17 protein-coding genes are annotated in these 16,981 nt (G+C 48.3%); 12 read left to right on the top strand and 5 right to left on the bottom strand.

All coding sequences use genetic code 11. The features are described 5' to 3' along the window. Positions 1 to 10: 10 nt before the first annotated feature. Positions 11 to 262 carry an NHLP leader peptide family RiPP precursor gene (locus AC0YN3_RS27745; RefSeq protein ID WP_475778144.1) on the bottom strand — a complete coding sequence of 84 codons (252 nt, stop codon included), beginning with the start codon at positions 260 to 262 and terminating at the stop codon, positions 11 to 13. A 329-nt stretch (positions 263 to 591) separates the two neighbouring features. Between AC0YN3_RS27745 and AC0YN3_RS27750 the strand changes: the two genes are divergently transcribed. After that, entirely contained in the window at positions 592 to 2,502 is a 1,911-nt protein-coding gene (locus AC0YN3_RS27750) for an ATP-binding protein (RefSeq protein ID WP_475778145.1), read from the top strand. 26 nt (positions 2,503 to 2,528) lie between these two features. Here the strand turns inward: AC0YN3_RS27750 and AC0YN3_RS27755 are convergent, their stop codons facing one another. Continuing rightward, the gene (locus AC0YN3_RS27755; protein ID WP_475778146.1) at positions 2,529 to 2,777 is read right to left on the bottom strand and encodes an NHLP leader peptide family RiPP precursor; all 249 of its coding nucleotides are present in this window, start codon (positions 2,775 to 2,777) and stop codon (positions 2,529 to 2,531) included. A gap of 112 nt (positions 2,778 to 2,889) precedes the next feature. Continuing rightward, positions 2,890 to 3,828, bottom strand: coding sequence for a hypothetical protein (locus AC0YN3_RS27760; protein ID WP_475778147.1), 939 nt, complete (start codon positions 3,826 to 3,828; stop codon positions 2,890 to 2,892). Between the two features lie 374 nt (positions 3,829 to 4,202). Here AC0YN3_RS27760 and AC0YN3_RS27765 point away from each other — a divergent pair, with 374 nt between their 5' ends. The 10 genes from AC0YN3_RS27765 (at position 4,203) to trhA (ending at position 13,674) form a co-directional block, all read left to right on the top strand. Next, a complete protein-coding gene (locus tag AC0YN3_RS27765; protein WP_475778148.1) occupies positions 4,203 to 4,772 on the top strand; it encodes a hypothetical protein in 570 nt (189 codons plus the stop codon). Between the two features lie 80 nt (positions 4,773 to 4,852). Continuing rightward, positions 4,853 to 5,935 (top strand): Gfo/Idh/MocA family protein, encoded by a 1,083-nt coding sequence (locus AC0YN3_RS27770; protein ID WP_475778149.1) that lies wholly within the window; start codon positions 4,853 to 4,855, stop codon positions 5,933 to 5,935. Between the two features lie 176 nt (positions 5,936 to 6,111). Further along, complete coding sequence (efeO, locus tag AC0YN3_RS27775) at positions 6,112 to 6,975, top strand: iron uptake system protein EfeO (RefSeq protein ID WP_475778150.1); 864 nt, start codon at positions 6,112 to 6,114, stop codon at positions 6,973 to 6,975. Between the two features lie 4 nt (positions 6,976 to 6,979). Beyond that, a complete protein-coding gene (gene efeB, locus AC0YN3_RS27780; protein ID WP_475778151.1) occupies positions 6,980 to 8,287 on the top strand; it encodes an iron uptake transporter deferrochelatase/peroxidase subunit in 1,308 nt (435 codons plus the stop codon). Positions 8,288 to 8,345: 58 nt separating this feature from the next. Beyond that, complete coding sequence (locus AC0YN3_RS27785; protein WP_475778152.1) at positions 8,346 to 10,154, top strand: FTR1 family iron permease; 1,809 nt, start codon at positions 8,346 to 8,348, stop codon at positions 10,152 to 10,154. A gap of 269 nt (positions 10,155 to 10,423) precedes the next feature. After that, positions 10,424 to 10,753 (top strand): LapA family protein, encoded by a 330-nt coding sequence (locus AC0YN3_RS27790; RefSeq protein WP_475778153.1) that lies wholly within the window; start codon positions 10,424 to 10,426, stop codon positions 10,751 to 10,753. A 25-nt stretch (positions 10,754 to 10,778) separates the two neighbouring features. Then, on the top strand, positions 10,779 to 11,696 hold the full coding sequence (locus tag AC0YN3_RS27795; RefSeq protein ID WP_475778154.1) for a TRM11 family SAM-dependent methyltransferase: 918 nt from the start codon (positions 10,779 to 10,781) through the stop codon (positions 11,694 to 11,696). A gap of 32 nt (positions 11,697 to 11,728) precedes the next feature. Beyond that, a complete protein-coding gene (locus AC0YN3_RS27800) occupies positions 11,729 to 11,932 on the top strand; it encodes a hypothetical protein (protein ID WP_475778155.1) in 204 nt (67 codons plus the stop codon). Positions 11,933 to 12,246: 314 nt separating this feature from the next. Beyond that, positions 12,247 to 12,942, top strand: a complete 696-nt coding sequence (locus AC0YN3_RS27805; protein ID WP_475778156.1) for a lipase family protein — start codon at positions 12,247 to 12,249, stop codon at positions 12,940 to 12,942. An 81-nt stretch (positions 12,943 to 13,023) separates the two neighbouring features. Continuing rightward, complete coding sequence (gene trhA / locus AC0YN3_RS27810; protein ID WP_475778157.1) at positions 13,024 to 13,674, top strand: PAQR family membrane homeostasis protein TrhA; 651 nt, start codon at positions 13,024 to 13,026, stop codon at positions 13,672 to 13,674. 85 nt (positions 13,675 to 13,759) lie between these two features. Here the strand turns inward: trhA and AC0YN3_RS27815 are convergent, their stop codons facing one another. Next, positions 13,760 to 14,575, bottom strand: a complete 816-nt coding sequence (locus tag AC0YN3_RS27815) for a lipase family protein (protein WP_475778158.1) — start codon at positions 14,573 to 14,575, stop codon at positions 13,760 to 13,762. A 151-nt stretch (positions 14,576 to 14,726) separates the two neighbouring features. Between AC0YN3_RS27815 and AC0YN3_RS27820 the strand changes: the two genes are divergently transcribed. Next, positions 14,727 to 15,695 (top strand): Gfo/Idh/MocA family protein, encoded by a 969-nt coding sequence (locus AC0YN3_RS27820; RefSeq protein ID WP_475778159.1) that lies wholly within the window; start codon positions 14,727 to 14,729, stop codon positions 15,693 to 15,695. Between the two features lie 92 nt (positions 15,696 to 15,787). On the opposite strand, the gene AC0YN3_RS27825 is transcribed toward AC0YN3_RS27820, so the two are convergent. After that, positions 15,788 to 16,960: a magnesium transporter CorA family protein gene (locus tag AC0YN3_RS27825; RefSeq protein ID WP_475778160.1), complete on the bottom strand. Its 1,173-nt coding sequence runs from the start codon at positions 16,958 to 16,960 to the stop codon at positions 15,788 to 15,790. Positions 16,961 to 16,981 lie beyond the last annotated feature (21 nt).

Here is a 16,981-nt window from a genome sequence, read left to right on the forward strand (position 1 = left end):
ATTTTTCTGTCTATTGCCAAGCGGCTCCGTCTGGATCGCCGTCATTGCTTATGTCTGAAGGGTTTTGCGGAAGCACGAAATAATATTTGTCTGCTGTTTCCTCTACTACTTCTACCTCAATAGAATCTGGTACATCAATGCCGAAAGCTTCTTTCACCGCTGCTTTAGGGTTTGCAAGTAGTTGTTTCTTAAATTCAGCATCTTCCCATGCTTTTTGAATAATTTGTTCCTGCAACGTTTGCTCTGCGGTCACATTGATCATCCTCTCAAATATGTATAAGACTTCCTTCCTAATTGTATCAGGAAATTTCGACATAATCTATATGAAAAATGTATTTTCGACATATAATAGATGCTATGGAACCTTTAAAATATAATAAAAGTATGAAAAGTGGTCTAAAAGTCCTTATTTGCATGCTGTTAATTTAAATAAGCTATCGTATACTAGAATTGGGCGTTAATATTTGTATAGGGTAAATTTGTTTCAAATTATTATTTTTGGTAAAAAAGGAAATGGATGAAGGTAATAAATCGAAGATTGTCGAAATATAGTAGGGTAGATAGCTTATATTATTTGTATAGAGGTGTCCGATGAAGGGGTTAAATAAATACATTGTTGTAGCTATGGTTTTATTGTTTTTTACATCGCCACTTTTGGCGAATACCTCTTATGCTTTATCTGATAAGCCAGCGGTTCCGGTTACGGAATGGGAAATGATGTGGGAGGAAGATCCGAATTCAGAGCTTCAAGATGCGGTATCTCTCGTTAATGAAGAAAAATGGATGTCGTTCTATAAGGGAGATAGTATTCCTGAAGTACCAAGTAACATTGAAGCTGCATGGTTACGTTTCCAACTTCCCGCATTTAACTTAACGAGACCTACTTTATCGATCAGTAATTTAAATGGAGAGCAGTTGAATATCTATATACGCGGGGAAAAGGTATACGAGTCCAGCCGTACATATACAAATAACACGAATCAAATTATCGTCCCTTTACAATTAGACGAAGGCAATCAGATGGTATACATAAAGATAAATCGAAAAATAAAACCCATTGGCGTTCTAGGCGATATTCTAATAGGAGAATACCAGCAGATTGAAAAAGAGAATATGAAAAATGGGATTGGCGATGTGATTTTAGGCGTATCACTTGTTTTTATAGCCTCTGCTATTCTCATTTGTTTTTTATTTATTAGAAAAACATATTTTACAGCTGTTAATTCATTGGCTTTTATTATTTTGTCTATAGGAATGATGATATTAACATCGACTCCATTTTTAGAGACGTTGTACCCTGAGATTGGTATGTTGGCGTATCATTTATTCGATATATCCTCAACACTCCTTATGCCTTCTATTTTTATATTTTTCGAAAAGCTTTTTGGTATGGGACCTTACGGATTAATTGCACGATTTAGAAAAATACAGATAGGCTTTGCTATCATAAATATAGTTTTTTTTGTTATGGGATTTATATTTGCTGATGTTAGAAACTGGTATTCTACATATGGTGCTGTTGCTTTTGCGGCTGTGCTTCTAATAAGCAACGTTTTGCTAATCATATTGCTTACTATGTATTGTAAACGTAAAAATAAAGAAGCTATCATATTATCAATTGGTTTTGGTTTGTTTGCGTTTATTGGAATCTTAGAGTTATCATGGTTTTTTTTCATGAAAATGAACTATAATATGTTCATTTGGAAATGGGGAGTACTTTGCTTTCTATGTTCTCTAGTTATCATTCTCATTCGTCGAAGTCTCCAAAATTATGAGCAAATTATTAAATATTCAAAGCAGGTCGAAATTTTTAATAATGAGCTGCAACGCTCTGAAAAAATGGATATTATTAGCCAGCTTGCAGCATCGGTCGCTCATGAAGTGAGAAATCCGCTGCAGGTTACAAGGGGATTTCTTCAAATAATCGGTGGTAAGTCCACAGATGAAAAAGATAAAACATTTATGCTACTGGCGATTGAAGAGCTTGATCGCGCCTCAGAGATTATTACTGATTTCCTTACTTTTGCTAAACCACAAATGGAGAATACGACGGTGTTGAATATAGGTGAAGAACTTCAGCAAATTGAAGGTATTCTTATACCGCTTGCTACAATGCAAGGGGGAGTTATAACTGTGGATCTAGCAGCGGATCTGTACGTACGTGGGAACTCATCTAAGTTTAAACAGGCGCTTATTAATATTATTAAAAATAGCATTGAGGCATTGGGACAAAATGGTGTAATTCATATTCAAGCGTATGAAAATCAGAATAGTAATAGTGTGGTTATCAGGATAAAAGATAACGGCGAAGGAATGAATGAAGCAGATTTGAAAAGATTAGGAGAGCCTTATTATTCTCAAAAATCAAAGGGGACTGGACTAGGGTTAATGGTTACTTTTCGGATTATTGAGGTGATGAAGGGGAAGTTGGAATTCAGCAGCAAGAGAGGGATAGGTACAGAAGCCACTATCTCTCTCCCATATGAGAAAAAAACGCCCTGAACTGCGATTAGCAGTGGGCGATTTTTTTATTCATTAGGCCATCTCGGAAAGGCTACATGAGCGTCGCTTTTTACTGCGGCAGGGCTTTCCGGAAGTACCAAGTAAAATTTATTAGCGGATTCTTCAACAACTTCAACTTCGATTGCGTCGGGAAGATCTACGCCAAAGGCTTCTTTGACTGCTGCTTTCGGATTGGCAATAAGCTGTTTTTTGAATTCGGCGTCTTCCCAAGCTTTTTTAATGATTTGTTCTTGAAGATCTTGTCTTGTTGACACAATAATCACCCTTCCGAATATGTATAAGTTTACCATACCCAGTCTATCATGCCCTTTCGACAAATTCTATATAAATTTTCAAATATTCGACAAATAATAGAATCTATTGCACCTATAAAATAGCGGAATTGGTCACAAAGTAATTGAAACCGCCTTTGAGAAGCGCTTTTTTGTTTGATTCTAACGTATCACGGATTTGGTTCAAATGATCTAATATATACAGATGAAAGTCTACCAGTTCACTCACGCCTGCATCCAAGTCGAGCAGCTTCTTATGATTATCAGTGGCGATCTGTACGTATGGCTGCATGCATCCCCGAATGTAGATGGCATTCTCTGCATCCTTTTCGGTTAAAGGCAATTCGCCTGGGCTTCTCCCCGCAGCAATCATTGCGAGCAGGCCGTTATAGCTGCCTTCCGCCAGATCTTCCTTCCAGTCGGCATAGTCATCGGCCATCTGAAGCGTCATCAGCACGATTTCGATGGCACGCTCAAGTTTCTCGATCAGCTCAGTACGGCCTGCCAAGAGGAGCGCGCCTGTACTTGCGATTTTGACGGGACCGGCTTTGCCGGCGGTGCGGATAGGATTGCTCACAAAGTAATCCTCGCGGTCCTCGTTTGTTACGCTCTCAGCCCAAACGGCAATATAACGGTTATAATATTCCCAGAACGGAGAGTCTGATGGATATAGCCCGCGTAATACATTAAGCATCTCATGTAATAGAAGGTTGCCAAGGGCAAGCTGCTCCTTCCAGGAGGAGGAAGGCTGGCTGTCCATCACGTCATCTTGAATAAAAAAATAAAGCATTCCATATACATTAGCTAGAGCAAGCCGCTCGCACTCCAATTCGCTGATGCCGCTAGGCTCCTTGACCCAATAGGGAAGCAGGCTGCAAATGTAGTCCTTGCCGCCGTGATCCTTAACCGGGTTGTGTTTGTCTGCATAGGCAAGCCCCAATGTCCGCAGAGGCTCGGGGAATTGTGCGATGGAATGCTCGGCCTGCGAGTAAACTTGTCCCAGTTGTTCTTTATAACGCTTAAACCATTCCATAGATAAACCCTCCGCTGCCATTGAATGAAAGCAAAACGACTATACTAAATTATTTTCGCGCGCATATAAATAGTTTAAGCAAGACGTAAATCTTTTCCTACTATATCATCTCTCAGATATGCAAATGTTAACATTTTTTTAAGCATGAGGGAGAAAAGGGCGACTTTCTTATTGAGTAAAAGGAGAAAATCCAGTAATATGGAGTAAGGTTATGCAAGTAGGAGAGTTTGGTAGACGATCTTCTGTCACACTATGCTTACAGAACTGGACTAAGGTCGGGGATAGGCCTATTACCTGAGCAGGTTTAGAATTTAGTTCTCCTGCATTAAAGTTAATACCTAGATGAAAGTTCTTTAATGTGGAGGTAGTACGGCATGAATAGAGAAAAGGAAATCTATGTGCTCTTAACGAACACGGGGACATTATTTTCGAAGACAATTAGATGGTATACAAAGAACATGCTGAACCATGCGTCGATTGCTTTTGACAGCGATTTGAATGAGGTCTACAGCTTTGGGAGAAAAAACCCAAGCAATCCGTTTTTTGCCGGATTCGTGAAAGAGGACGTACGAGGCGTGTTTTTTGAACATTCGACCTGCGCACTATACAGATGCACGATTAGTCATTGTGCCTATATAAACATAAGAAACCAGATTCAGTATATGGAGAAGAATCGCGATCAATACAAGTACAATCTGCTTGGCATGCTGGGCATCATGCTCAACATTGAGATGAAACGGGATTATGCTTATTTTTGCTCACAGTTCGTTGCTTCTGTGTTTGAGGAGAGCGGAGTGAATTTAGTCAATAAGCCGTCTTTGTTCGTTACTCCGGCCGATCTGGAGAATACGACATTGCTTGAATTAGTCTATCACGGCAAGCTGCATGCCTATACGGGCGTCACAGAGGAAATTAAAGCAACGGGCACCTTTAGAACGGCATAAAGAAGATCTCTCATGAAGAGGTCTTTTTTCTTTTTATACCCGATGCCAATGACTTTCAAACACGGAGGTTGAACGAAAAAATGTCGATAATCAGTTTCGGAATCGTAGGCGGCGGCTGGCGCGCGGAATTTTATATGAGGATCGCTAAAGCGATGCCTGACCGGTTCCATATTCATGCCATCATGGTAAGGGATGAACAAAAAGGATTGGAGCTGGAGGCCAAATGGGGCATAAGGACGGTCCGTACGCTTCGGCAGTTGATGGAGGAGTCTAGTCAATTCGGTTTTGTGGTTGTTTCTGTTCCACGGACGGTTGCGCCTGAGATTATGGTTGAACTAGCGGAGAGAGGAATACCCGTCTTGGCTGAGACGCCTCCAGCGGCTGATATAGCAGGTCTACAAGCGTTATTCGAGACCATGCCGAAGGACGCCAAAATCCAAGTAGCAGAGCAGTATTTGTTTCAGCCTATGCACGCAGCGCGGATCAAGCTTGCCCAATCCGGGAAGCTTGGCGAGGTGTCGCAGGTACAGGTTTCGGCTGCCCATGATTATCATGGAATTAGCTTGATTAGGCAGCTCTTGGGGATAGGCTTCGAACCAGCAGAGATTAGCGGGCAGGAGTTCGAATCGATGCTGATGAAAGGGCCAAGCCGTCAAGGCGATCCGCAGGAGGAGCAGCTGGCTCCGTCCATTCAAAGAATTGCAACCTTCCGCTTTGGCAATAAGCTGGCCGTTTACGATTTCACGGGCGATCAATATTTCTCATGGGTTCGCCGAAGCCGAATGCTGGTTAGGGGCAGCAAAGGGGAGCTCGTAGATAACGAAATGAGTTATTTGCATGATTTTGCTACTCCTATATATGCGGAGCTTCACCGCGTGGATAAGGGCCACCATGGAAACCTGGAGGGCTATTACCATCGCGGTGTAATGGCGGAAGGGGAGTGGCTGTACAGCAATCCTGCCGCTCCGGCAAGACTCAGCGATGACGAAATCGCGATTGCGACCTGTTTGCTCCGAATGGGTGATTTCGCCGCAGGGAATGGCCCGTCCTTTTATAGCTTGGCAGAGGCTGCTCAGGACCACTATCTTGCGCTTTTGATGGATCAGGCAATTATGACAGGTAAAACGATTCATTCCACTGTAATGGGTTGGGCCTTGGAATAGAAATGCTGAATGAAGCAAATATGAATTAGCTGCAAGCGGCTCTCTCAGGCAGGATCAATGGGAGAAGCCGCTTTATTTAGTACTAAAACATTTAATTGACAATGATTATCATTAACGAATATACTTCATTACAGAATAAAACAGATCGAAACCATTGGAGTAGAGGAGCAATCATAATGAAGTTCAAAGTCATGTCTTTTTTAGTGGCCTGCACGATCGTATTTACGGGCTGCGGCTCAAATGCTGTAGAGAATGATAAACCAGCCAACGAGACGGTCTCGACGAATGCGGCGAATGAAACGGCTGCAGCGGACGACGCATGGGCGCCGATTCTAGAGAGCTACCGGCAATTTACGATTGAGCAGGCAGACACTTTTATAATAGAAACGGAGAAGTTCGTAAAGGCCGTGAAAGACGGCGACGTGGAAACGGCCAAGAAGCTATATGCTCCTACACGTATGTATTTCGAGCGAATCGAGCCGATAGCGGAAGCGATTGGCGACCTAGATCCCAATATCGATGCACGGGAAAATGACGTTGAGGATAAAGATTGGCGCGGTTTTCACCGGATTGAGCAAGGGTTGTGGGAGAAAAACTCGACAGAGGGCATGGGAGAATATGCCGATCGCCTGCTAGAGGATGTCAAGCTGCTTCGCGCATTGATGGAAACCGTCGAGGTGGAGCCTAGCCTGCTCGTAACGGGTGCGGTAGAGCTGCTGAATGAAGTATCCTCCTCTAAAGTGACGGGTGAGGAAGAACGTTACTCGCATACGGATTTGTACGATTTCGCTGCGAATGTGGAAGGTGCAGACAAAATCTATCAGCTTGTTAAGGGTGAATTGAATAAGAAGGATGCAGCTCTAGACGAGCAGATTGGCAAAGGCTTTGCTGATCTGGAGTCGGCGCTTGCGGGTTATAAGTCGGGAGACGGCTATGTGTCCTATTTGGAATTGAAAGAAGAGGATACGAAAAAGCTAAGCCAGCTCATCGATGCGCTCGCAGAGCCGCTTTCGCAAATGGGGACCATATTGGAGGCATAGCCGCATGGACAAACCTACAGAATCTAATGAAGATCAAACGGAAAGCACAACCTCAGATAAAAAAATCAGCCGCAGGGATTTACTGCGGCTGGCTGGTGTTGGCGGGGCCGGCTTGTTGCTGGGAGCAACCGGAGTCGGCAATTTATTCTCGGGACAGATGCGCAGTGCGGCGAAACCAGCTTCGCAGGTTTCCCAAGACAAAGCAGGTGACATTGTCAGCTTCTACGGCAAGCATCAAGCCGGAATTACGACGCAGGCACAGGATTTTATCATCTTTGCTGCGTTTGACTTAACGGCAGCTGCGATAGATGACGTACGCAAGCTGTTTCAGGATTGGACCAAAGCGGCTGCGTCGTTGGCAAGGGGGGAGCTGCTGGGTGATGCGAACGACAACTTAAACTTGCCGCCATCGGATACGGGAGAGGCAGAGGGGCTATCCCCTTCGCGGACAACGGTTACCTTTGGCGTTGGCCCATCCTTTTTCGATGAGAGATACGGCTTGGCAGGGAAACGGCCTTCACCGCTCATTGACTTGCCTGCATTCGGAGGAGATGAGCTGCGCGAGGAATGGTCCGGCGGCGATATTGGCGTTCAAGTCAATGCCAACGACATCCAGATAGCTTTTCATGCGCTGCGCAATTTGGCCCGCATTGCCCGTGGGAAAGCCGTGCTGCGCTGGACGCAGGAGGGCTTTCAGCGCACAAGCAGCTCCGATCCGTCGGGAGCGACGCCACGGAATTTGATGGGGTTCCGTGACGGAACGGGTAACCCCGATGTAACGGACGAGGCCGAGATGAACAGCGTTGTATGGGCTTCTGCTGCGGATGGCACGGCTTGGATGAACGGGGGCAGCTATATGGCGGTTAGGCGGATTCGGATGCGGGTAGAGGTATGGGACCGCTCGACGCTTGGCGATCAGGAGGCTACCTTTGGAAGGCATCGCGCTAGCGGCGCACCGCTCGGCGCTGTTCGTGAAAGGGATAAGCTCGATCTGAACCAAAAGGATGAGAGGGGCAAGCCAGTCATCCCCATGAACGCTCATGTGCGTCTCGCGCACGGTGACGGTTCGGTGAAAATCCTGCGCCGCTCCTATTCGTATTCAAGCGGCATGGACAACAAAACGGGTCAACTCGATGCTGGTTTGCTTTTTATTTGCTATAATCGCGATTCTCGTAAGCAGTTTATCCCCATGCAGCAAAAGCTTGGCCAGAGCGACCTGTTGAACGAGTATATCGTGCATACGGGAAGCGCCGTATTTGCCTGCTTCCCCGGGGTCAAAGAAGGCGGCTATATCGGAGAAACGTTATTTTAGATGCGGGAGCTCGCAATGAAACCATAGAAGCTCTTCGGAATGAAAGGAGCGGACGAGCATGTTCGCACAACTTAGCAGCGGAATGGAACGTCATCTGAAACGTTTCGTCTCCGTTGTTTTTCTATTCGTCCTATTAGGGGCAACGGTTATGCCCGTTCATGCGGAAGAAGCGCAGGCGGCAGAGCTGAACCAATTGCTGCCGCTCGTCGGCAGCGCTTTGGTTGAAGCCGGGCAAGGCAAGTGGAAGGAAGCAAGCGTCCACGTAGACTCCGCTGCGGCAAAGTGGAAGCAGCTGAATCCAGCATCCACCAAGGAGTCGGCCGCTGTAGACTCGGCGTTTGCGGGTGCGGCGAAAGCGCTGGCGGAAGCCGGCAGCGCGGCAGATGAAGGTAACGGCAAGCAGTCGCTTTCTGCGCTTGCAAAGGCATTGAACAATTATGTGAAAAGCGTACAAGAGCAAGTCCCGCAGCTTGACGGGAAAGCTGCTGCGGCAAGCTTGCTTCCATTGATTGCGCAGCTGCTTGCGCATGTTGAAGCAGGGGAATGGGAGCAGGCGAATGCCGCTTACAAACAAATGAATGCGAGCTGGCCTAAGATCGAGCCGGCCGTAAGGGCGGATAACCATGTTGTATACGGAGGCTTGGAGACAAGGATGAGCATGCTGCGCATCGCTATCCAAGCCGATCCGCCCCGTGCCGAGCAAGCACAGACCGAGGGAGCCGCACTCATTCAGCTAGTTAATGATTATGTGGCGGGCAATGTCGCGGCCGCTACGGAGGAATCGGGCTTGACTGTTGCGGATGCCGTAGACATTCTGGCACAGGCGTTAAACGACATTCAGCTCGGCCATTATCCCGAAGCGGCAGGCCAAATGAATGCATTCATTGCTTCATGGCCGGCAATCGAAGGAGAAGTTCAGCTCCGTTCTGCAGCGGTGTACAGCCGCATTGAAATTCAGATGGCTGAGGCAGGCGGATATTTGGCATCGAATCCTCCTGCTGCGGATAAAGCAGAGGCGATCATTGCAGAAATGCTGAGCAAGCTGGAGCCGATGATGCAGGAAACGCGATACACGGCTTGGGATGCGGGTATGATCCTGCTCCGGGAGGGGCTTGAAGCAATACTGGTTCTCTCGGCGCTGCTTGCATACTTGCAGCGTACGGGTAACCAGGACAAGCGAAAGTGGGTATGGTCAGGCGTGTGGGTGGGGCTATTGCTGAGCGGCATCATGGCTGTCCTATTAACATATGCGATTGCCCAGGTTGCAGCGGGGAGCGCTCGCGAATCGGTAGAAGGCATTGCCGGTTTATTATCCGTGGCGCTTATGATTACGGTCGGCAATTGGCTGCATAATAAGTCCAACATCCGCAACTGGAACCAATACATTGATAAGCAAATGAACCGTGCGTTGGCACGCGGAAGCCTATGGTCCCTGTTTGCGGTTTCCGGGCTAGCCATTTTCCGCGAAGGTGCTGAAACAACGATTTTTTATGTCGGCATGGCACCATCGATTGCGCCTTTTCAGCTCGCGCTCGGCTTCGGTGTTACATTCATATTGCTGCTGGGGCTCGGCTACGCCATCATTAGGTTCAGCGCGAAGCTTCCGGTACGCCCTTTTTTCCTAGTGGCGTCCGTACTTATCTATTACTTAGTCGTTCGTTTTCTCGGAGAAAGCATCCACTCCTTGCAGGTATCGGGCTGGGTGCCGTCTCACACGGCTTCTAACCTGCCGACAATTGGCGCGATAGGCGTATACCCAACCTGGGAGACTACTCTCCCGCAGCTTGCGGTGCTTTTGTTTATAATCATTAGAATCGGTAGGACACAGCTTCGCAAAGACGGGTCAAAGACAAGCTTGCGCGCCTGAAATGGCAGCACAGGCTCTGGTGTCAGGCGACACCCGTATTTTTGAAAATTTAAGAAATTATTGGTTACGCGCGATAAAGTATTCCTCTATTTCAACGAGAAACGCATACCCTCCTCTTGCAGAGGACGGCGAAACCGTTTCTTCTTGTGCTTCATGTGATACTAAATACGGTTAAGCAATAAGGAAGCGGCGGTTTGCTCAAGCATAGCTTGGCGATAGGCGAATCGATGGGGTTTATGGTATGATTTCTGGAAAAGGGAGGTATCGGGGTGAAGGGACAAAGCATTCTTATATCCGCGCTTGTATTTGCGCTTCTAATCGCGATTTTCGCCGTTATAAACGTGGATTCGGTGCAGGTTAATTTCCTATTTACGAAAACGACGCTTCCGCTTATCCTTGTAATCTTGGCATCGACGCTGCTCGGCGGTCTTACGGTAGGTCTTCTTGGCATGATACGGCAAATTCGGCTTCAGCGCACAATAAAAACGTTGGAGAAGCAGCTGGCGGAGCTTTCTCAAGAAGGAAGCCTGCCGGGAACAGCCGGAAAAGCAATAAGCGGCGAGCAAGAAAAAGCGGCGTTCGTGCCGCAGAACGAGTAACTTATTAGTGATAGCGGGGGCATCTATGTTTATTTATACGTATGCATGTCATGAGGATGAGGCGGCCTTGTGTGCGCTTGAGCTCCAGCTGTTGTTCGGAGAGCCAGCCTCTGGAGGCGTATGGCTTAGCAGGCGAAATATCGCCGTTGACCGCAGCCCTTTCATGAAGCGGCGGATCGAGGTTTCGATGCAAGCGGATAGTCTGGAGCATCTTCTTTCTCAGCTATCATCCGTAGAGCTAGACGGTTTGACGTTCAAGGTTCTGTATACGCAGGGCGACGCAGCTGTCTCTTACGAAGAGCAGAGACAGCTGGAGCGGTCTGCAGGCGCGGTAATCCGCGGCAAAGCAGATATGCGAAAGCCTGAGCGGTTGTTTGGATTAACCAAGCTAAATGGAAGCTGGTTTTTCGGCTTGCTCGAGGAGAATAGCGCAGCGTGGCTGAAGCATCAGAGCAAGCCGCAAAACTATTCCACTGCGCTCCCGACAAGGGCAGCACGTGCGATCGTCAATATAGCAGCAGGTGCAGCGACGGAGGGGCTTAGCCTTGTCGATCCTTGCTGCGGCATGGGCACGGTTCTTATTGAAGCTTTATCAATGGGGATCGCCATCGTCGGCTTCGATCACAATCCGCTGGCGGTGAAGGGAGCGAGGGTCAATCTGGCCCATTTCGGCTATCCCGATCTTGTTAAGCTTGGCGATATGCGGTTTCTCGAAGGGACGTATGATTCGGCAATCGTTGATATGCCATACAATTTGTGCTCCGTGCTGCCGGAGAATGAGCAGCTGGCTATGTTGGGGAGCATAAAAGGATGGGCGAAACGCGCGGTCATCGTAACGACGGAACCGATCGAGCGACAGCTGGGTTTGGCGGGCTTGCGCATAACAAATCACACAACCCTGAGCAAAGCCTCTTTTACCAGATATATAAGTGTAGTAGAATAAGAAATACGTAGCGCATGAAGCGAGGTGAACCTATGTCTACAATCGAACAAAACGAATCCGCAGAGCAGCCGAAGAAGCTGACTCAAGCGGAGAAAGCGAAACAGCTGCTTGCCCAGAAGAAGCAAACGAAAGCTGGCGGAGCCCCTGGCCAAACGCATCTTTCTACCGGGACGCAGGCACTGAAGAGCCAGAACACGAAGAAAGTAAACAACCAGCGTAAAAAAATGGGCGTATAATCTGCCGACTAGGCAAGCTTAACGCAGCAATAGCTAAGGAGGAGCGCCAGCTGGAAACAGCTAGGCGTTCTTCTTTTTGCCCAGGCCTTCCCGGCACCTATTCCTCTCGCATAACGTAAAATAATGGACGGGAGCAGAAAAAAAGGGGCAGAGAAGCATCAATCGCAGCTTTCATGTGCCCGGACGCATAAGCTGACCGCAACAGCGTTTGTCTGGAAAATTGAACTTCAAGGAAATAACAAATAGATCGAAGAATGATATTTGCTGCTATCCCACATAATGAATATACGCACATGATTTTGGAGGGATTCGTTATGACGGCGACCAAACCATCACGCATGAATATTTATTTGCTTGCCGGTGTCGCAACATCCAATAGCATTTTTACCGAATGCAAAATAAAGCTTGAAAAACTGTTCCAATCCGATGGCATCGAGCCTGCCATTCATGTCATTTTCCCATACGGCGATGCAAGCCGGAATTTAGTCAGGCAGGTGCTTGAGGTCAGAAGCGACCTCTCCAACCGTTTAACTGCGGGCAGAATCGGAGGCAGGCACGCTCTTGAAAAGATTAAAGAAACCTTTAGCGGGGAGCGCATGCTGCTGATTGGCCACAGCGGTGGCGGAGCAGCAGCCTATCAGGCGGCGAAGATGCTTCATGAGCAGGAAAAAATCGAGGACTTTCGCATCGTACAGGTCGGCTCGCCAAGAACGCCGATTGATCCCAAGCTGCAGAGCCACGTAAGCTATTTCCATTCCATTGACAGTCTGGGCAAGCTTAATGATCCGATTAGCCGAATCGGGACATGGGGCGGCTGGAGCCGGGACCGCTATACGATGCCGAGATGGAATCGCATGAAGTACGCGCCTGGTTATGTCGAGGGCATTCCGATGGTAGGGGGACATGCCGATTATTTCCGTCACACGGAGGATTATGCAGACCAAGAGGCAATCTGCAACCTCGATAAAACGGTTGACCGCGTGCGCGGCTGGTTGAAAGGGTGGGTGTGATCCTTTACACTAAAGAAGAGGCAGGCAGGCGAGAGATGGGCTTAATCGCAGGCTTGTGCGACTTAGGGGGTGGGGAATCACATGGCGAATACACATACGTATTCCAAAAAGGAAGAAGTCGCGAATGCCGTAACGCATGGCATTGGTGCAGCGCTAAGCGTTGCTGCTCTTGTGCTGTTAATCTTTTTTGCAGCTTCGAAAGGAACGGCTCTGCATGTGGTCAGCTTTACGATATACGGAACGGCCATGCTTCTGCTTTACGCGGCTTCTACGCTTGTACACAGCTTTCCGGCAGGAAAAGCGAAGCGCATATTCGAGTCGCTTGACCACTCGTTCATCTACGTCTTTATTGCAGGCACCTACACACCGATTCTGTTCCATATCGTACAAGGCAAGCTTGGCTGGATTCTGTTTGGCATCGTTTGGGGAGCCGCTCTCATCGGCGTGGTCTTTAAGGCGTTTTTTGCTTCTAAATTTTTATTTACTTCAACGCTCATCTACATTGCAATGGGATGGATTATCGTCTTCGCTTGGAAGCCCTTGAGCGAGCACTTAGCCCCTGGAGGGCTGCAGCTGCTCATTACTGGAGGCTTGCTCTACACTTTCGGTACCGTGTTTTACGTGTGGCGAGGATTTCCTTACCATCATGCGGTATGGCATCTGTTCGTGCTTGGAGGATCGATTGTTCATTTCTTTGCGATTCTGGTCTATGTACTTCCTGTTCGGCTATAGTGAAACAACTCTCATTCTCCATGAACATGTTTTCATGGAGACAGAGATTTGCTTCACTATTTTTTTTGCGGACAGACAATGGAAGCTAGAGCTGAATGTCCGGGCACCAGCCGGGAGGATCGGCGCAAATTGAAACGGCAAAGGCGGGATCCTCATTCACAAGGTCGGCGAAATAGCTCGAAAGAATATGGTTCCCAGCGACGGACCCCATCCGAAACGAGCGCTTGACTTCGCCTTTTACATGCATATAATAGTAGGTTTGTTTGGTTTTGGGTGATTGGTAGACGAGCGTAGGCAGGTGGGGGACGATGTCGAATTCGTTTTGAAATCGCCAATGGGTCGCAATTGCGGCATTGTAGCTGCTTGCGAATTTAGGATCTCCTACCCTCGGCGCGCCAAACGTATAGATGATCGGCGCCGCAAACGCGGAATTACTCGCGATATCCATGGCTGCAAGCGTTGCGAGCGCCCCGCCCAAGCTATGGCCGGTGATAAACAAGGGCTTATCCGAAGGAAGCTGTTTTAATAAATCGAGAATGCGGGTACGGGCAGACATATAGATGTCTGTAAATCCCTTATGCGTAAGACCGTTGTTTTTAACGGGCCGATAGGAGGTTTGTTGAGCGATGAAGTCCGAAACCCAATCTACGGCGGATCCGCTGCCGCGAAATGCGAGAACGGAGGCTCTCTCGGAGGTTAGAACGAATCCGAATCGTTCTTCGCTGTTATCATACGCTTTTGCCGTGAATTCACCGACTAAGCTGTAGCCTCTTGGTACAAGAAACAGGCCGTCATTATTATTGTACTGCATGTAGGTTTGACCGCAAACGGCAGCTAGAAACAGTGCCGTTCTGAGATCGAGCTCCTGTGGAGCCTGGGCAGTTCTTGAGTTTGCTCCCATATCCATCCCTCCGCTCATGCGCCTTACGTCCATTCCGATGTTGTATTGTATGAAGGCGCGGGCAGATGGGTACCAGCGGAAAACATAGACTTTACGACACCATTCCAAGTATAATCGTGGATGAAAGCCGATTCTGAAAGGGGATTCATAGATGACACTTCAAATAGGTATAGTGGGAACAGGCTGGTTCGGCATGATGCATGCAGAGAAGCTGGCCAAGCTAGACGGCGTAAAGGTAACAGGTTTTGTTGCAACAAGCCAGCAGAAAGCCGACGAGGCTGCCAGGCGCTTTGAAGGATCAAAAGGCTATTCTTCCATTCACCATATGTTGGACGACCGTAAGTTCGACGCGGTGTATATATGCGTGCCCCCATTCGCGCATGGCGAGATTGAGAAAGCGCTCATTGCGCGCGGCATCCCGTTTCTCGTCGAAAAGCCGCTCGGCGTAGACGAGGAGCTGCCGACTGAAATCCTTAAGGGCATCGAGGAAAAGAAACTCATTACCTCAGCAGGCTACCACTTCCGTTATATGGAGGGGACAGACCGTGCCAAAGAGCTGCTTCGCGAGCGTACGGCTTTAATGGCACTTGGCTATTGGATGGGTTCGATGCCTGGGGTAAGCTGGTGGCGTAAAATGGAAGGCTCCGGCGGGCAATTCGTCGAGCAAACCACTCATATCGTCGATCTGCTCCGTTATACGTTAGGTGAAGTAAGCGAGGTTTATGCTGCTTACGGCGAGCGCTATATGAGCACTGTCGAGGAGGGTGTATCGGTACCGGATGTAGGAACCGTTACCCTAAAGCTAGCCGGAGGCGCAGTTGCTACCATTAGCAATACATGCGCGATTCCGGCCGGAGAACGTTCGGGCTTGCACATCTATACGAATAAAGGCGTGCTTGAGCTTGGGCATAGCGGATTGATCGATACGGAAGCCGGCCGCAAAACGGAATATGCGAACCGTCAGGATCCGTATGGGCTGGAGAACGATGCATTCCTGCATGCAGTCAAGACGGGAGATCCTTCACGCATTCGCTCTACCTATGCTGATGCGATGCTGACGCACCGTGTAACGATTGCTGCTAACGATTCCGCGCGCACGGGACTTCCGGTGAAATTATAAGTTTAAACATACAAAAAACCGTCCAGAGGAAATTCCCTCCGGACGGTTTTTGTCATGTATATGCTAGGTACAACGGCTAGGCATAATCGGCTTTATTTCCTATGCGACCGACTCTTCTCCTCGGAAGCAGAGGAAGCCGATGCCTTCACGCGGCTATCCTTCCTGCGGTCGGACCGTTTCACCTGGATCGGTGCGTCCTCGGCAGCTACAATCTCCTTCGGCGACCGTCCATTAAGCAGATCGCCGGTCCAGCCTTTCTTCCACAGCCAAACGTACATGCACAACGTAATGATGACAATGGCTCCGATCATTGCTGCGAAGCTCCATTTGTATTCCTTGAAAGGGAGATTCTCGAAGTTGACGCCCCATATGCCCCCTATAATGGTGGCTGGCAAGAATAATACGGTAAAGATCGTCAGCGTCTTCATAATGTCGTTGCCCCGAAAGTTAGAGATGGCATCGTCCATGGATATCAATGTATCGATCTCCAGCGCATAGTGCTTGAGCAGCGCTTCAATCCTCTCTAGCTTGTGCGTAATTCTTTGGAAGCTGTCCGATTCGGTCAGGTCGTCCATGAACGCTTCCTTGGCAGCGCTGTGCACTTCGCGTACCGGAATGAATAGATGGCTCCAATGCAGCAGATCGTAACGCCGCTCAAAGATGATATCGATGAGACCTGTCCGATTCTCTTGGCGCATCGTGGTCTCCAGCTCGCCAAGCCGTTTCTCGAATCCATCCAAGCCGGCATGGAACGTATCCAGTATAATGCTGAGCATAATGAACATCGCTTCGGGAGCAGTCGCGCAGCTCTCGAGCTTCGGAGCATGCTGAACGGCCTGCAGTCTTAGCGGTAAGCGCATATCCTCATGCATCGTTAGCAGCTTCTTATCGGTAAGCCAGAAGTGGAAGGGCTGCACGTCTGCTTGGTCATCCGTTACTTGGAACATAAGGGTGCCATAAAGCAGCTTGCCTGAGCGTGAAGTTTCCCCAACGGATATATTATTTGTTCGCCTGCCCGCGCACTCGTCGACCCAAGCTGCGGATTCTGGAAATTGCAGTTTTAGTTCATCCATGTGCTGCTCTGCCGCGTCTTGCTCTTGCTTCGTAAAGGCTTTAACGGCTCTTTGCTCTTCTCGCGAAGAGGCTGCTAATTTATGCGCATTTTTTCTGCTGGGCAAGGGCTCATCCCTGACGGTTTGCTGCCTTGCTTGCTGCAGTACATGCCATTCCCATCCTGCGGGATAGCGAAGCATCCGATGGATCATCGCTTTGCCTCCTGCTTGTCC

This window comes from Paenibacillus sp. J22R232, assembly GCF_056269165.1.

Coding starts and splice junctions, on each gene's coding strand:
- AC0YN3_RS27745 (WP_475778144.1), bottom strand. CDS start 262: ATGATCAATGTGACCGCAGAGCAAACGTTGCAGGAACAAATTATTCAA.
- AC0YN3_RS27750 (WP_475778145.1), top strand. CDS start 592: ATGAAGGGGTTAAATAAATACATTGTTGTAGCTATGGTTTTATTGTTT.
- AC0YN3_RS27760 (WP_475778147.1), bottom strand. CDS start 3,828: ATGGAATGGTTTAAGCGTTATAAAGAACAACTGGGACAAGTTTACTCG.
- AC0YN3_RS27765 (WP_475778148.1), top strand. CDS start 4,203: ATGAATAGAGAAAAGGAAATCTATGTGCTCTTAACGAACACGGGGACA.
- AC0YN3_RS27770 (WP_475778149.1), top strand. CDS start 4,853: ATGTCGATAATCAGTTTCGGAATCGTAGGCGGCGGCTGGCGCGCGGAA.
- efeO (WP_475778150.1), top strand. CDS start 6,112: ATGAAGTTCAAAGTCATGTCTTTTTTAGTGGCCTGCACGATCGTATTT.
- efeB (WP_475778151.1), top strand. CDS start 6,980: ATGGACAAACCTACAGAATCTAATGAAGATCAAACGGAAAGCACAACC.
- AC0YN3_RS27785 (WP_475778152.1), top strand. CDS start 8,346: ATGTTCGCACAACTTAGCAGCGGAATGGAACGTCATCTGAAACGTTTC.
- AC0YN3_RS27795 (WP_475778154.1), top strand. CDS start 10,779: ATGTTTATTTATACGTATGCATGTCATGAGGATGAGGCGGCCTTGTGT.
- AC0YN3_RS27800 (WP_475778155.1), top strand. CDS start 11,729: ATGTCTACAATCGAACAAAACGAATCCGCAGAGCAGCCGAAGAAGCTG.
- AC0YN3_RS27805 (WP_475778156.1), top strand. CDS start 12,247: ATGACGGCGACCAAACCATCACGCATGAATATTTATTTGCTTGCCGGT.
- trhA (WP_475778157.1), top strand. CDS start 13,024: ATGGCGAATACACATACGTATTCCAAAAAGGAAGAAGTCGCGAATGCC.
- AC0YN3_RS27815 (WP_475778158.1), bottom strand. CDS start 14,575: ATGGGAGCAAACTCAAGAACTGCCCAGGCTCCACAGGAGCTCGATCTC.
- AC0YN3_RS27820 (WP_475778159.1), top strand. CDS start 14,727: ATGACACTTCAAATAGGTATAGTGGGAACAGGCTGGTTCGGCATGATG.
- AC0YN3_RS27825 (WP_475778160.1), bottom strand. CDS start 16,960: ATGATCCATCGGATGCTTCGCTATCCCGCAGGATGGGAATGGCATGTA.